The organism is Natronobacterium haloterrestre, from assembly GCF_900112205.1.
GTDB lineage: Archaea > Halobacteriota > Halobacteria > Halobacteriales > Natrialbaceae > Natronobacterium > Natronobacterium haloterrestre.
Map to the genome: position 1 here is coordinate 192,337 of NZ_FOKW01000002.1, position 14,935 is coordinate 207,271.

The 14,935-nt window shown below is 68.4% G+C and carries 13 protein-coding genes; 5 read left to right on the forward strand and 8 right to left on the reverse strand.

Translation table 11 applies throughout. From position 1 onward, the window contains the following. Positions 1 to 17: 17 nt before the first annotated feature. The 3 genes from BM113_RS05020 (at position 18) to BM113_RS05030 (ending at position 2,899) form a co-directional block, all read left to right on the forward strand. Positions 18 to 755 (forward strand): helix-turn-helix domain-containing protein, encoded by a 738-nt coding sequence (locus tag BM113_RS05020; protein ID WP_089785919.1) that lies wholly within the window; start codon positions 18 to 20, stop codon positions 753 to 755. Positions 756 to 797: 42 nt separating this feature from the next. After that, entirely contained in the window at positions 798 to 2,297 is a 1,500-nt protein-coding gene (locus tag BM113_RS05025) for a sulfatase family protein (protein ID WP_089785921.1), read from the forward strand. Between the two features lie 107 nt (positions 2,298 to 2,404). Further along, a complete protein-coding gene (locus BM113_RS05030) occupies positions 2,405 to 2,899 on the forward strand; it encodes a hypothetical protein (RefSeq protein ID WP_177209101.1) in 495 nt (164 codons plus the stop codon). A 48-nt stretch (positions 2,900 to 2,947) separates the two neighbouring features. Here the strand turns inward: BM113_RS05030 and BM113_RS05035 are convergent, their stop codons facing one another. From BM113_RS05035 to BM113_RS05060, 6 genes are all read right to left on the reverse strand, one after another. Next, positions 2,948 to 3,925, reverse strand: a complete 978-nt coding sequence (locus BM113_RS05035; protein WP_089786450.1) for a cobalamin-binding protein — start codon at positions 3,923 to 3,925, stop codon at positions 2,948 to 2,950. Positions 3,926 to 3,996: 71 nt separating this feature from the next. Continuing rightward, positions 3,997 to 4,695, reverse strand: a complete 699-nt coding sequence (locus BM113_RS05040; protein ID WP_089785925.1) for a hypothetical protein — start codon at positions 4,693 to 4,695, stop codon at positions 3,997 to 3,999. 86 nt (positions 4,696 to 4,781) lie between these two features. Next, positions 4,782 to 5,534: an SDR family oxidoreductase gene (locus BM113_RS05045; protein ID WP_089785927.1), complete on the reverse strand. Its 753-nt coding sequence runs from the start codon at positions 5,532 to 5,534 to the stop codon at positions 4,782 to 4,784. Positions 5,535 to 5,636: 102 nt separating this feature from the next. Next, positions 5,637 to 6,065 (reverse strand): universal stress protein, encoded by a 429-nt coding sequence (locus BM113_RS05050; protein ID WP_089785928.1) that lies wholly within the window; start codon positions 6,063 to 6,065, stop codon positions 5,637 to 5,639. A 105-nt stretch (positions 6,066 to 6,170) separates the two neighbouring features. After that, positions 6,171 to 7,706 carry a carboxypeptidase M32 gene (locus BM113_RS05055; protein WP_089785930.1) on the reverse strand — a complete coding sequence of 512 codons (1,536 nt, stop codon included), beginning with the start codon at positions 7,704 to 7,706 and terminating at the stop codon, positions 6,171 to 6,173. A 93-nt stretch (positions 7,707 to 7,799) separates the two neighbouring features. After that, a complete protein-coding gene (locus tag BM113_RS05060) occupies positions 7,800 to 9,329 on the reverse strand; it encodes a carboxypeptidase M32 (RefSeq protein ID WP_089785932.1) in 1,530 nt (509 codons plus the stop codon). Positions 9,330 to 9,473: 144 nt separating this feature from the next. On the opposite strand from BM113_RS05060, the gene BM113_RS05065 reads away from it, so the two are divergent. Then, positions 9,474 to 9,830, forward strand: a complete 357-nt coding sequence (locus BM113_RS05065) for a hypothetical protein (RefSeq protein WP_089785934.1) — start codon at positions 9,474 to 9,476, stop codon at positions 9,828 to 9,830. A 29-nt stretch (positions 9,831 to 9,859) separates the two neighbouring features. Here BM113_RS05065 and BM113_RS05070 read toward each other — a convergent pair whose 3' ends face one another. Both BM113_RS05070 and BM113_RS05075 read right to left on the reverse strand, forming a co-directional pair. Further along, a complete protein-coding gene (locus tag BM113_RS05070; protein ID WP_089786452.1) occupies positions 9,860 to 10,960 on the reverse strand; it encodes a M20 family metallopeptidase in 1,101 nt (366 codons plus the stop codon). A 52-nt stretch (positions 10,961 to 11,012) separates the two neighbouring features. Beyond that, positions 11,013 to 12,680, reverse strand: a complete 1,668-nt coding sequence (locus BM113_RS05075) for a globin-coupled sensor protein (RefSeq protein ID WP_089785936.1) — start codon at positions 12,678 to 12,680, stop codon at positions 11,013 to 11,015. A gap of 142 nt (positions 12,681 to 12,822) precedes the next feature. Between BM113_RS05075 and BM113_RS05080 the strand changes: the two genes are divergently transcribed. Then, positions 12,823 to 14,703 carry a PINc/VapC family ATPase gene (locus BM113_RS05080; protein WP_089785939.1) on the forward strand — a complete coding sequence of 627 codons (1,881 nt, stop codon included), beginning with the start codon at positions 12,823 to 12,825 and terminating at the stop codon, positions 14,701 to 14,703. Positions 14,704 to 14,935 lie beyond the last annotated feature (232 nt).

Consider the following 14,935-nt stretch of genomic DNA (forward strand, 5'->3'; position numbering starts at 1 on the left):
ACACCGATAGGACCGATATGTCGACGATACTCGAGTTTCGCCTTCCGTTAGCGGCGTTCCCGCTCGGCGTCGCGATCGAACGCGAGCCGTCGCGCCGGGTCGAACTCGAGCGGATCGTCCCGACCGACGAGACGGCCCTCCCCTTCTTCTGGGTGTGGGGGAAGACGGAGCGCGACGCTTTCGAGTCCGATCTCCGGGAACGTCGCGCGGTCCGGGAACTCGAGGAGGTCTCCCGGACCGACGAGGGCCGGCTGTACCGGGCGCGGTGGAACGCGGAGATCGAGGGGTTCGTCCGCGGCGTCACCGAAATCGGCGGGACGATCCTCCGCGGGCGGGGGACGGAGGAGGGATGGCGCGTCGCCATCCGATTCGGCGAGCGGGCCGCTGTGAGTCGGTTCCGGGAGTACTGCCGCGAGCACGACGTCTCGATCACGGTCGACAGGATCTATACGGCCGCGGAGACGGGGACGGAAGCCGGTACCGATGGCGGGTACGAACTGACCGACGAGCAACGCGAGACCGTCCGCCGCGCCTACGAGGCGGGCTACTTCCGCCAGCCCCGGGGGGTCACCCAGACCGAACTGGCGGCGGAGTTCGGGCTCAGCCAGCGGGCGATCTCCCGGCGGCTCCACCGCGGGCTCTCGCGGCTCGTCGGGTCGACGGTGGGTGCCGATCTCGAGGAGGCCGATGCCGATACTGACCGGGACGGAGACGCTAACGGGGACGGAGACCGCGGGCCGGAAAACGCGTCGTGATCCGGGCCCACCGTTAACTACGGGGCCGGTGTACGACGCCCGATGGCCGATTCCGACCCCGACACCCGCCCGAACGTTCTACTCGTGCTCACGGACCAGGAGCGATACGACCTCTCGGCCCCGGACGGCCCGCCGGTCGAAACCGAGGCGATCGACCGGCTCTCGAGTGAAGGACTGCGGTTCGAGCGGGCCTTTACCCCGATCAGTATCTGCTCGAGCGCCCGGGCGTCGCTGCTGACCGGCCAGTTCCCCCACGGCCACGGGATGCTGAACAACTGCCACGAGGACGATGCCATCCGACCGAACCTGCCCGCCGACATCCCGACGTTCTCCGAACTGCTGGACGCGAACGGCTACGACTGCACGTACACGGGGAAGTGGCACGTCGGCCGGGATCAGACGCCCGAAACGTTCGGTTTCTCCTATCTGGGCGGCAGCGACGTCCACCACGACGACATCGACGACGCGTTCCGCGAGTACCGGCGGGAGCGTGGCACTCCCGTAGGGGAGGTCGACCTCGAGGAGGAACTCTACACGGGCGAGGACCCGCGGGACGGCAGCGAGGGAACCTTCGTCGCGGCGACGACGCCGGTCGACGTCGAGGAGACCCGCGCCTGGTTCCTCGCGGAGCGGACGATCGAGGCGCTCGAGTCCCACGCTGATGGGGACGGCGACCCCGGCCCGTTCTTCCACCGTGCCGACTTCTACGGGCCCCACCACCCCTACGTCGTCCCCGAACCGTACGCCTCGATGTACGATCCCGACGAGGTCGAACTACCCGACAGCTACGCCGAGACCTTCGACGGGAAGCCACAGGTCCACGAGAACTACCTCCACTACCGGGGCGTCGCCGGCTTCGACCGGGAGCTATGGGCCGAAGCCATCGCGAAGTACTGGGGGTTCGTGACGCTGATCGACGACCAACTCGGACGGGTCCTCGAGGCGCTCGACGAGTACGGCCTGGCCGACGGGACGGTCGTCGTTCACGCTTCCGACCACGGGGACTTCGCCGGGGGTCACCGCCAGTTCAACAAGGGGCCGCTGATGTACGACGACACCTACCGGATCCCGCTGCAGATACGGTGGCCCGGCGAGATCGACCCGGGGTCGGTCCGTGCGGCCCCCGTCCTCCTGCACGACCTGGCACCGACGTTCCTCGAGTTGGCCGGCGTTTCGGTTCCCGGGGAGTTCGACGCTCGCAGCCTCCGCCCGTTGCTCGAGAACGGTGGGGCGGTCCCCGACGACGGCGAGTGGCCGGACTCCGTCTTCGCCCAGTACCACGGCGACGAGTTCGGCCTCTACAGCCAGCGGATGGTCCGCACCGACCGGTACAAGTACGTCTACAACGGGCCGGACGTCGACGAACTGTACGACCTCGCGGCCGATCCGGCGGAGCTACAGAACCTGATCGATCACCCCGACTACGCGGACGTCCGGGCGGCGATGCGCGAGCGACTGGTCGACTGGATGGGTCGCACGGAAGACCCGAACCGTGGGTGGGTTCCGGACGTCCTCGACCTCGAGGAGACGTCGGCGGGCTGACTCCCGTGACGCGATCGGCCCTCGCCAAAGCGTACGTTTACGGTGCCGAGGCGGTTACCTCCGTCCATGACCGACGACGCGAACGAACCCGAGGGGGTGTGGCGACGATGACGGCCGCTGTGGGCGACCCCGGCCCCGACGAACTCCGGGAAGAGGCCGACGAACTCGAACGGATCGCCAGTGGGCTCGAGGACCTGATCGTCGAACTCCGGGACGAGCCCGTCAGGGACACCCGACTCGAGGGCCTGTACGACGAGGCGACGACGAGCGATCCGGGGATCTGGAACACCGTGACGGCGTTCATCGACGTCGAGGACGGCGAGGCGGTCGTCTCCGACGAGTCGAAGCTCGCCCAGGGATCGTGGGCGCCCGAGATCGTCGAGGACTGCGACGCGATGGTCACGATCGACATCCAGCGCGGGCTGATGCCCGACGACTTCGAGTACCTCGTCGGGAAGAAACTGGAAGACGAGATCACGGAGCTGCGCGAGGAGGCCGCGAAGATCCGCCAGCAGGCACACGAACTCGAACGAGAGCAAGAACGAGAGCGAGAGCGAGAACGAGAGCAAGAACGAGAGCAAGAGGAAAACGACGGCTCCTGATCCCCGACCCCCTCGAGGCCAGCGTCGGCTCGCGGGAGGGTCGGACGGTTACTCCCCTCGCGACCCCGAGTCGGCCGGCGCGAGGGTGCGCGACTCCAGGTCGTCGAGGTCGTCGAACGGTCTCGCGACTTCCGTCGGCGGCCCGACGTCCCCCGGTCCCGGCTGGACGATCGGCGCGAGCGCCTCGAGCGTGTCCACCAGCCGCGGGCCCGGCCGGTTGAGGTAGTGGTCGCCGTCCATCGCCCAGACCCGGCCCTCCCGAACGGCCGTCAGGTCCGTCCATCCCTCGCGTTCGGTGAGGTCGGTCCGGTTCGCGGCCGTCTGCTCGAGGTCGAACCCGCAGGGGGCGACGATCACGACCTCGGGGTCGTAATCGCGGATTTCGTCCCACTCGCGGGGCCGGGACCGCTCGCCCGGCTCGGCCAGGCCGTACTCGCCGCCGGCCCACTCGACGAGTTCGGCCGTCCAGTGGCCGGCGATCATCGCCGGGTCGGTCCAGTCGAAGATCGCGACCCGCGGGCGCTCCTCGCTCTCGAGGCCCAGCCCGGCGGTGCGGTCCCTGACGGCGGCGATCCGTTCCTCGAGTTCCGTCCGGACCTCGCGGGCGCGCTCCTCGCGGCCCGTCGCCGCGCCGATGCGCTCCACGTCGGCGAGGACGTCCTCGACGCTGTGGGGGTCCGTGGTCAGCAGTTCCGGATCGGCGTCGATCTCCGCGACGGCGTCGGCGACGACGGCCTCGTCGACCGCACAGACGTCGCACATCCCCTGGGTGACGATCAGGTCGGGGTCCAGCCGCTCGAGTGTGGCGACGTCGACCTCGTAGACGCCGTCCTCGTCCGCCGTCGTCTCGAGTACCTGTCGGTCGATCTCCCCGCTCGAGGTGGCCGACTCGATGCGCGACCGGGTAACTGACGGCAGCGATTCGACCTCGGGGGGAAAGTCACACTCGTGAGAGACGCCGACGGGTTCGAGCCCGAGCGCGGCGACGATCTCCGTCGCCGACGGGAGCGTGGTAACGACGCGCATGAGCCCCGGTTGGACGCCGACGGACAAAATCATTGTCATAGTGAAACAAACGCCGGAGTGGTTGGCGCGGGCTATCGCTCGCCGCCGGTGTCGTATCGATCGGCGTCCGCGTTCGAGTCCGGATCGGCGTCGAGGTCCGATCCGTCCGGGCCGTCGTCGACGTCGAACTCGTCGGTCTCGAGTTCGTCGCCGTCGACGTTGACGCTTCCCTCCTGGATCTCGATCACGACGCCGTCGTGGTCCTCGGACCGGCCGAGCATTCGGCTCGCGGCCGACTCGACCTCGCGGTTGACCTCCCAGACGAACCGCAACACGGACTCGAGTTCCGCGCCGGCGGAGCCGACGGCGCTGCGTCCGGGTCCGTGTCCGCGGTCGGGTTCGGGGCCGGATTCAGGTTCGGGTTCGAGTTCGGAGTCGTGGGTATGATCGTGCTCGTGGTCGTGGCCGCGGTCGCGGTCGCGGTCGCGGTCGTACTCGGGAGACAGGTCACCCGCGGCCATCGCTGGACCGGCCCCGAGGTCGCGGGCCACCCCGGAGGGCAACTCGCCGGGGCTTCGTGCTCCTTCCGGGTGGAGGTACTGGATCGGGTGCTCGTTGGGCACTTCCCGCAGGTCCACGTCGAACGACCAGAGGTACGGCAGGACCTGCAGTGCGTATCCCTGGGGCTTCGGCGCTCGGCGACCCGCCGCGGAGAAGACCGTCGCGATCGCCGTCGTTCCCGCATCGGTGTCGTAGTAGAGGCCCGGAACGCCTGGAATGGAGACGCGCATACTCGAGTCGTGGCGACGACGGCTCCTGAGTACCATGCCGGCAGATCCAGGGTCGGGGTATATCGGGCGAACGGACTCTCCGCCGATCAGAACCCGTCCGCGAACTTGTCCCGGCGGTTGATATCGAGTTCGCTCACGCTCGAGCCCTCCTGGCTCGCGGCGAAGACGATCGCGTCGGCGACCTCCTCGGGTTCGCTCGCCTCGCCCGTCTCGAAGTGCTCGGCGAAGGTCTTCCCGTCCGTGGTCTCGAACTCCGAACGGACCTCGGCGGGGTTGACGATCGTGACGCCGACGTCGTCGTCGCCGACCTGTGCGGCGACGCTCTTGGCGAACCCGCGAACCCACCACTTCGAGGCCGCGTAGACGGGGTTGAACGACCGCGGGTACTGGCCGGCGAAACTCCCGACGAAGATCAGGTGCCCGTCGCGCTCGCGGACGTGGGGGATCGCCGCCCGCGTCGCGTAGAAGACGCCGTCGACGTTGGTCTCCTGCATCGTCTCGTACTCCTCGGTCGTCATCTCGGCGACGTCGCTGCCCCGCGAGAGGCCGGCGTTGTTCACCAGCACGTCGATGCCGCCGAACGTCGCGACCGTCTCGTCGATCAGCGCGTCGACCTCGTCCTCTTCCCGAACGTTCGTGGGAACGACCAGCGTCTCGACGCCGTGTTCGGCCTCGAGTTCGGTCGCCAGTTCCGTCAGCCGATCCTCGCTGCGGGCCGCCAGTACGACGTTCGCTCCCGCGGCCGCGAGCCGGCGGCAGGTCGCCGCGCCGATGCCCGAACTCGCGCCCGTGACGATCGCGACGCTTCGCTCGAGGGTGCCGTCGCTGGGTCGTGTCATCGAGTGGAACGACCGCGTCGCGGCCCTAATCGGTTTCGGGAGGACCTCGCTCGAGCCGAACGGACGTCGACCGAGCCGTGCAGTCCCCGGGGCGGTCGACGGTCAGTCGTCCTCGGCGGTCGGGAGCGCGACGACCGGCCGGTCGGCCTTGGTCACCAGTTTCAGCGACAGGTCCCCCGAGAGGAACTGCATCAGTCGGTTGCCGCCGCGCGAGCGGTAGACGATGGCGCTCGCGCCGACCTCGTCGGCGGCCTCGAGGATGGCGCCGACGACGTTCCGGGCGTAGGCCGTGTGCTCGCCGGCGTCGGGGAACACCTCCCGGACGGCGGCGTACGACTCCGCGGCGATCTCCTCGGACTGTTCGACCGGCGTCTTGTCGGGGACGCCGCCCCCCTTCTCGACGACGTGCAGGGTCGTCACGCGGCCGGGGTCGTACCGCGCCAGGGCCTTCGCCGACTGGCGGGCGTCGTCCGGGTGTGCGACCGGCAGGAGGACGTGTTCGAGAAGGTCCCGATCGTGGCTCGTGTCCATGTGCGTACAAGACCGACCCGCAGCATAAGGTTTTGCGGCTCCGGGTAGCGGTTTCGACCCGTCGTGGACTCGAGTCGGCTCCGCGACCCGCGGCCGGAACGCGGCTCAGTAGCCGTCGAGGTCGTATAGCTCGCCGTACTTCGACTCGACGTACTCGAGGAAGTAATCGGCGGTCAGCGGTTCGCCCGTCGCGACCTCGATCAGTTCCTCCGTCGGGTACCGCTGCCCGTACCGGTGGACGTGGTCGGTCATCCACTCCCAGATCGGCTCGAACTCGCCCTCGCGGACGAGACCGTCGACGTCTAAGTCCTCCCGGATCGCGGCGTCTAGCTGTGCGGCCAGGACGCTGCCGACGGTGTACCCCTGGAAGGCGGCGAAACTGCTCGACCAGTGGGTGTCCTGGAGACAGCCCTCCGCGTCGGTCTCGGGGCGGACGCCCAGGTACTCCTCCATCTTCTCGTTCCAGACCTCGGGGATCTCCGAGACGTCGAGGTCGCCCTCGACGAACGCCCGGTCGATCTCACACCGGAGGATGATGTGGAGGTGGTAGGTCAGTTCGTCCGCCTCGACCCGGATCAGGTTCTCGGGGTAGATCCGGTTGACCGCCGCGTAGGCCTCGTCGACGGTGACGTCCTCCAAGTGCGGGAAGTGTTCTTTCATCCGCGGCAGGAACAGCTCCCAGAACGGCTTCGTGCGGCCGACGTGGTTCTCCCAGAACCGCGACTGGGACTCGTGGACGCCGGAGGACCGGGACTGGCCGAGCGGGTTGCCGTACTCCGCTTTCGGCAGCCCGAGCTGGTAGCTCGCGTGGCCGAACTCGTGGACCGTCGCCGTCAGCGCGTCGATCGGGTCGTCCTCCCTGAAGCGGGTGGTGATCCGCGCGTCGAACTGATTGCCCGACATGAACGGGTGGGGTGCGGTATCGAGGCGGCCGTGCTCCTCGGGGTAGCCCAGCAGGTCGACGACCTCCTCCGAGAGGGCCATCTGATCCGCCTCGTCGTAGGTGTACTCCGGATCGCGGAACACCGACGGGAGCTCCCGGCCGTCCTCCTCGATCGCCTCGATCAGCGGGACCAGCCCCTCGCGGAGTTCGTCGAAGATATCCTCGACGGTCTCGAGCGGCAGGTACGGCTGGCTGTCCTCGTAGAGCACCCGGTAGGGGTTCGCGTCGGGGTCGATCGCCGCCGCCCGCTCGCGGTGGAGGTCCCGAAGCTCTTCGAGGGCGGGCGCGAAGTGCTCGAAGTCGTCCTCGGCTTTCGCCTCCTGCCAGACCTGCTGGGCCTCGGCCTGGTGGGCCGCGAGCCGTTCGACGAGATCCGACGGCACCTCCGCGGAGCGCTCGTACTCCCGCCGGAGTTCGCGGACGACGGCCGCTTGCTCGTCGGTCAAGTCGGCCGACGATAGCTCCTCGAGCCACTCCCCCACGTCGTCGTCGACGAGCAGGTCGTGGCTCACGCCCGAAATCGTCGAGAGCTGGCCCGCGCGGGCGGGGGTCCCGCCCTCGGGCATCATCACGCGCTGGTCCCAGCCCAGCGCCATCGACGCCATCCGGAGGTTCGTCAGCTTCTCGGAGCGCTCGAGGAGGTCGCGGTACGCGTCGGGCGCACTCTCGATGTCGTGGCCCTCGTCAGCAGTTGCCATGTTTCGGTTCGAAAGGCGGAACGATACTAAATCCTCGGGTAGGGGCGACTGACGAACGGCTCGGCGAGAACGCGCGGTGGCGACCGAATTACCTTACGAGAGGTCGTATAGCTCGCCGTACTTCTCGTCGACGTACTCGAGGAAGTAGTCCGCGGTGAACGGCTCCCCGGTCGCGCGTTCGATCAGTTCGGGCGTGGTGTACCGACAGCCGTGCTGGTGGACGTTCTCGCGGAGCCAGCCGTTGAGCTCGTCGAACTCGCCTTCGCGGACGTCCTCGGAGAGGTCGCCCAGCTCGTCCTCGGCGGCGGCGTACAGCTGCGCCGCGAGCACCGAACCCAGCGAGTACGTCGGGAAGTAGCCGAAGGAGCCGTGCGACCAGTGGATGTCCTGGAGACAGCCCTCCGCGTCGGTCTCGGGACGGACGCCCAGGTACTCCTCGTACTTGTCGTTCCAGACCTCCGGCACGTCTTCGACCGCGAGGTCGCCCGAGATCAGTTCGCGTTCGATCTCGAACCGGATGACGATGTGGAGGTGGTAGGTGAGTTCGTCCGCCTCGACGCGGATGAGGTTGTCGTCGTAGACCTGGTTGGCGGCCTCGTACGCTTCTTCGGGCGTGACGTCCTCGAGTTCGGGGAACCGCTCGCGGGCGGTCGGCAGGAAGCCCTCCCAGAACGGCCGGGAGCGACCGACGTGGTTCTCCCAGAGCCGCGACTGGGACTCGTGGACCGAGAGGTCGCGGGATTCGCCAAGCGGCGTCCCGTAGCCGTCGTCGGGCAGGCCGAGCGTGTAGTTGGCGTGGCCGAACTCGTGGATCGTCGACGTGATCGAGCCCAGCAGGTCCTCCTCGTCGAACCGCGTGGTGACGCGGGCGTCGAACTGCGTCCCCGAGGAGAACGGGTGGGGCGCGGTGTCGAGACGGCCGCGATCCCAGTCGTAGCCCAGCGAGTCGAGGACGTCGCGGGCCAGCGCCTCCTGGTCGTCGTCGTCGAACTGGCCAGCGAACGCGTCGGTCGCGAGGTCGACGTCACTCGCGTCGATCTCGTCGATCAGCGGGACGAGTTCGTCCCGGAGCCGCTCGAGGACGCGCTCGGCGGTCTCGAGATCGAGGTACGGCTCGTACTCCGAGAAGAGGACCGCGTAGGGATCGGCGTCGGGATCGACGTGTTCGGCGTACTCCCGCTTGAGGTCGACGAGTTTCTCGAGGACGGGCGCGAACTCCTCGAAGTCGTCTTCCTCCTTGGCTTTCTTCCACTTCGGGTGGGCGTTGGCGGTCGTCTCGGAGATCTCCTCGACGAGTTCCGCCGGGACACTGGTCTCGCGGTCGTACTGGCGGCGGACCTCTCGGACGACCGCCTCCTGCTCGTCCGAGAGCTCCGCGTCCTCGAGGGTCTCGAGGAGGTCGCCGGTCTCGTCGGCGGTCAGCAGTTCGTGTTCGAGCGAGGACAGCGTCGAGAGCTGCTGTGCCCGTGCGGGCGTCCCCTCCTCGGGCATGACGACTTCCTGGTCCCACCGCAGGACGCCGGCAGCGTTCGAGACGTTCGAGATGCGCTGGACGCGCTCCTCGAACCGTTCGTAGGCGTCTTCGGTTCCGTCCCCTTCGGGCTCGGCCTGATCGGTTGCCATCGTCGGATGTATTGGATGAACTGTCATCAACGTCTTGGTTCCGGGCGTCTTCGAGCGGTTCGCGGAACGGCTCGAGGCCACGGGTAAAATCCGACGAGAAGGTGCAAGCCGTGAACTGTTCGCTCCGGCTGACGAGTTCTACACATGGTCGTCGCATCGATCATCGTCTTCGTCGCTAGCCTGCTCATCGGCGCGCTCGGCATCTACGTCGGCGCGCGCGTGATCGTCGGCGCGGGTGACTACGATCACGCGATCGTCACCGCGTTGATCGGCGCGATCGTCTGGGCGATCGTCGGCTTCTTCGTCGGCTGGATACCGCTTCTGGGGCCGTTGCTCGCCCTGCTCGCATACGTCGCAGTGATAAACGTCCGGTACCCGGGCGACTGGACGGCCGCCACGATGATCGGCCTGCTCGCGTGGGTGACCGTCCTGGTCGCGCTCTACGCGCTCGCAGCGGTCGGGATCACCGGGTTCAACGCGGTCGGCGTCCCGGGGCTGTAACCAGGCCGTCGCCGCGGCGGCCCCTTCCCTTACCCGCCCGTCCACCCCTCCGCTACCCGCCGGTACGTCTCCCGGCAGCGTTCGAGCACGTCGATCGAGACGCTCTCGCCGTCGGTGTGGGCCTCGCCGGGTTCGGCGGGGCCACAGACGACACACTCCGTGCCGGCCGTCGAGAGCCAGCCGGCGTCGGTCGCGTGGGGTTTCACGACGCGTTCGGGCGTCCCCGACTGGGCCGCGTCGGCCGCCTCGCGGACGGCCTCGGCGAACGCCTCGTCGCCGCACCGTATCGGCGGCAGGTCTTGGTCGACGGTCCACGCGACGCCCTCGATCCCCTCGACGCGCTCGAGCGGCGCGCGCTCGCCGGGCACCGTCCGTTCGTCGACCGTGATCTCACAGCGGTCGGGGACGACGTTCATCGCCGTCCCGCCCTCGACTTCGGTGACGACGACGCTCCCCTCGAGTCGCTCGCCGGCCACCTCTACCGCCGGGGGCTCGAGGTCCCGAACCACGGAGACGGCGTCGGTCGCCCGGTAAACGGCGTTCTCGCCGGCGTCGGCCTCGCTGGCGTGGGCGGCCGTCCCGACCGCCGTGATCGTACTCCCGCGTCGACCCTTGTGGGCGACGGCGACGTCGGTGACGCCCGGACTCGAGTAGCCGGTCGACCCCTCGCCGACGACGGCGTAGTCGGGTGAGAATCCCTCGTCGATTGCGTGTCGCGCGCCGACGCCGCCGACCTCCTCGCCGACGAAACTGGCGAAGACGAGTTCGCCGCCGGGGTCGGCCTCGACGAACGCGAGCGCGGCGGCCGCGACGGCGCCTTTCATGTCCGCGGTCCCGCGGCCGTAGAGCCGCCCGTCGCGTTCCTCGACGGCGTACTCGTCGTCGCTCGTGACCTGCGACGCGGCGGGTTCGACCACGTCGTGGTGGCCGACCAGCGCGAGCGTCTCCCCGCCCGCAGCACCCTTTCTCGCGATCACGTTCCCGACCTCGTCGCGAGTGATCGTCGTTTCCGCGTCGGCTTCCCGTCGCAGCCACTCCTCGAGGAAATCGCCCGCGGCGGTCTCGTCGTCGTAACTCGGGATCGAGACCAACTCGCGGGTCAGGTCGACGACGCTTGCGTTCGCGTCCATGGACCACGGTTCGGCGTCCCGCGTGTTGATTGCACCGGCGCGTTCGCGTCGGCTACGCTCGCCGTTCGGCCCCGTCCCCGCCCTCGGCGACACGTTCGTACACCGGTTCCCGGTCGACCGTGTCGACGTCGGTCAGCCGCGAGACGGCCTCGCTCACCTTCTGGAGGCTCGCGGTCTGTTCCTGGCTCGCGGCCGCGACCGACTCCGCCGCGTCGGCGACCTGTTCGGCGGTCCGCGAGAGGGCGTCGACCGACTCGGCGGTCGCCTCGACGCTGCGGGCCTGCTGGTCGGCCGCCGCGGCGACGTCGTCCATCCCCGCGGCGGTCGACCGGGCGGACTCGTGGATCTCCTCGAGCGACGCGGCCGTCTCCCGGATGCAGTCGCCGCCGCGGTCGACGCGTTCGCTCGTCTCGTCGGCCGTTTCGACGGCGTCCTCGGTCGCCGCTGCGACGCCCTCGAGGGCGGTTTCGATCGCCTCCACGTCGGCCTTGGTCTGCTCGGCGAAGGAACGCACCTCGTCGGCGATGATCGCCAGCGCGTCGTCGTCGGCCCCGGAGCGGGTCGACTCGATCTTCGCGTTCGACGCGAGGACGGTCGTCCGCTGTGCGAGCGCGTCGAGCCGTTCGATGGCCTCGTCGATCTCCTCGGTCCGGGATTCGAGATCCGCCGCCGCCGACGCAACCCGATCCGTCGCCGCCTCGATCGCCTCGAGTTCCGCGAGGGCCTCGTCTGCGGCGTCGGTCCCCTCGGCCGCGAGCCGTTCGGTTCGCTCGCTCTCCTCGCGGGTCTCTGCCGCGACGCTCGCGACCTCCTGTGCGGCCGCACTGACCTCGTCGATCTCACTTGCGGCCTCCTGGACGTTCGCCGCCTGGCTCTCGGTGTGCTGGCTGATCCCCTCCGCCCGGCGCGCGACGACCTCGCTCGCCTCGTGGATCTCGTCGAGGGGCTTCTCGACGTCGGCTTCGACGTCGCGGGCGAGCCGTTCGTGGCGCTCGATGGCCTCCTCGAGGTCCCGCGCGTAGGAGTCGACGTACGTCTCGGTCGCGATCTGCATGTCGAGGTTGATGATCCGCAACAGCGAGAGCACGTCCTGCATCCCGTCGTCGATCGCCTCGCGGACGGCGTCCTCGAGGGTCTCCTCGATTCCGTCGACCCCGGAATCGTCGTTCCCGAGACCGAGAGAAGCGACGAGTCCTCCCAGCCCGCCCTCCGTCTCCTCCTCGCGGTCGGCGAGCCACTCCTCGATCGCGTCGACGACCTGCTGCTGGACGCGGTCGTTCACCCGGCGCATGATGAGGTCGTAGTAGACGCCGTACTGTCCCACGTACTGTTTCAGGGGCATGTCCAGCAGTTCGTGGAGCTTGCCGATCCGCGCCCGGTTCCGGAAGTACGACAGGTCGTAGTCGCCGGTCGCGAGCGAGACGAGGTAGGCCCGCTGGGTTTGCTTGAGCTGTTCGACACCCTTCGGCGAGCGCTCGATCACCTCCCGGGCCTGTTCGTACTCGAGCAGGTTCTCGTAGAACTCGTCGGCGATCTCGTTTTGGCTCTCGCGCAGCATCGGCTCGAGGTCGGCCAGCCGCCGTTCGTCGGCCTCGTCGAATCCGATGAAGTCCTTCCGCCAGGCGACGTCTTTGGCGTCGAGTCCGATCCCGTCGACGAGCCGTTCGACCTCGAGGAACTCGTTCAGCCCACCCTGGCCGAACGTTTGCTCCGGATTCATGGCAGAACGTGTTCGGTCCGGGATTTAAATTTTGGTCGGTGATTCCAACAACGTGATAGTTCGGCCGACGGTGACCGGAGCGGGCTAGCACCCCGTCTTACGACGTGAACACCCTTATGGGCGTACGTACCCGAGTGAGCGTATGAACGTCGTGCCGGACACGAGCGTGGTCATCGACGGCCGCGTCTCGTCGACGATCGAAGACGGGCAGTTCGAGGGAGCGACGATCTCGGTTCCCGAAGCCGTCGTCGCGGAACTCGAGGCGCAGGCCAACGACGGCATCGAGACCGGCTGGGACGGCCTCGAGGAGCTCCAGCGGCTCGCCGAACTGGCCGACGAGGGCGAGATCGAACTCGAGTACGTCGGCGAGCGGCCAAGCGCCATCGAGCGCGGTCACGCCTCCGAGGGCGAGATCGACGCGATCATCCGCGATCTGGCGGAGGACCTGGACGCGACCTTCCTCACCAGCGACGTCGTCCAGGCGGAGGTCGCCGAGGCGAAGGGACTCGACGTCGAACATATCTCCCCCGAGACCCGCGAGGTCGAGGTCGGCACGCTCACCGTCGAGACCTACTTCGACGACTCGACGATGAGCGTCCACCTCAAGACCGGGATGGTCCCGATGGCCAAGCGGGGCGAACTCGGCGACATGCACTACCAGAAGATCGCCGAGGATCCCCTCGACGAGGGGACGATGGACGAGTACGCCCGGGAGGTCGTCGACGCCGCCAAGGAGTCGCCGGACGGCTTCCTCGAGCTCTCGGAGCCGGGCATGAAGATCGTCCAGTTCCGTGACTACCGGATCGCGATCGGCCGGCCACCCTTCTCGGACGGTATCGAGATCACCGCGGTCCGCCCGATCGCCCAGACCGACATCGAGGACTACGAGAACGCCGAGGAGCTGAAAGAACGGCTGCTCGAGCGCCAGCGCGGCGTTCTCATCTCGGGGGCGCCCGGGGCCGGGAAGTCGACTTTCGCGCAGGCGGTCGCCCGGTTCATCTCGGACCACGACTACGCGGTCAAGACGATGGAGAAGCCCCGGGACCTGCAGGTCGGCCCCGATATCACCCAGTACACGGAACTCGGCGGGCAGATGGCAAAGACCGCCGATGCCCTGCTGATGGTCCGTCCCGACTACACCATCTACGACGAGGTCCGCAAGACCAATGACTTCGAGGTCTTCGCCGACATGCGCCTGGCCGGCGTCGGGATGATCGGTGTCGTCCACGCGACCCGACCGATCGACGCCCTCCAGCGACTCGTCGGCCGCGTCGAACTCGGGATGATCCCCCAGGTGGTCGACACCGTCGTCTACATCGAGGCTGGCGAGGTCGAGACCGTCTACGACGTGCGGACGGAGGTCAAGGTCCCCGCGGGCCTCACCGAGGAGGACCTCGCCCGCCCGGTCATCCAGGTCACCAACTTCGAGACGGGCGAACCCGAGTACGAGATCTACACGTTCAACCGCCAGGTCGTCACCGTCCCGCTCAAAGACGAGGAGGGCGGGCCCGGCAGCGAGTCCGGCGTCGACCGCATCGCCAAACAGGAGATCGAACGCGAGATCCGCTCGATCGCGCGGGGTTACGTCGACGTCGAACTCCGAAGCCAGGACAAGGCGGTCGTCTACGTCGAGGAGGACGACATCTCGAGCGTCATCGGCAAGGGCGGCGGCCGCATCACGGACGTCGAGAACCGCCTGGGGATCGACATCGACGTACGGACTCACGACGAGAACCCGAACTACGGCGCTGGTTCCGGCGGCGCCGGCGCGAGCGGTGACGGCGGCACCGGCGGTCAGGCCGGACAGATGGTCACGCCCGAAGTGACCTCCAGACACATCGTGATCCCCGTCGACGGCAACCACGGCGAGACCGTCGAAGTCCAGGCCGGAGGCGACTACCTCTTCACCGCGACGGTGAGCCGCGGCGGCGAGATCCAGGTGTCACGCGGGAGCGCGATCGCCGAGGAACTCGAGGGGGCGATCGATCGGAAGGATCCGATTACGGTCGTGCCGTCCTCGTAGACGGCTTTTAGCGTAGCTTTTTCGAGGAGAGAGGCGAGCACCGCGAGCGGCTCCGACGAGAAAGAGGTACGTGTGCGAGATCCTGGTGTCGCGCGGGAGCGTGATCGCCGGCGCTGTCCGTCGATTACGTTCGGTCGCCGAAAAAATGAATCGCGGGTCGGTTTCGCGGTCTCGCGGTCTCGCGGTCCCGCGAGGGCCGGCGCGGAACCGGCCGTCGGGTCGGCGTTGCCGG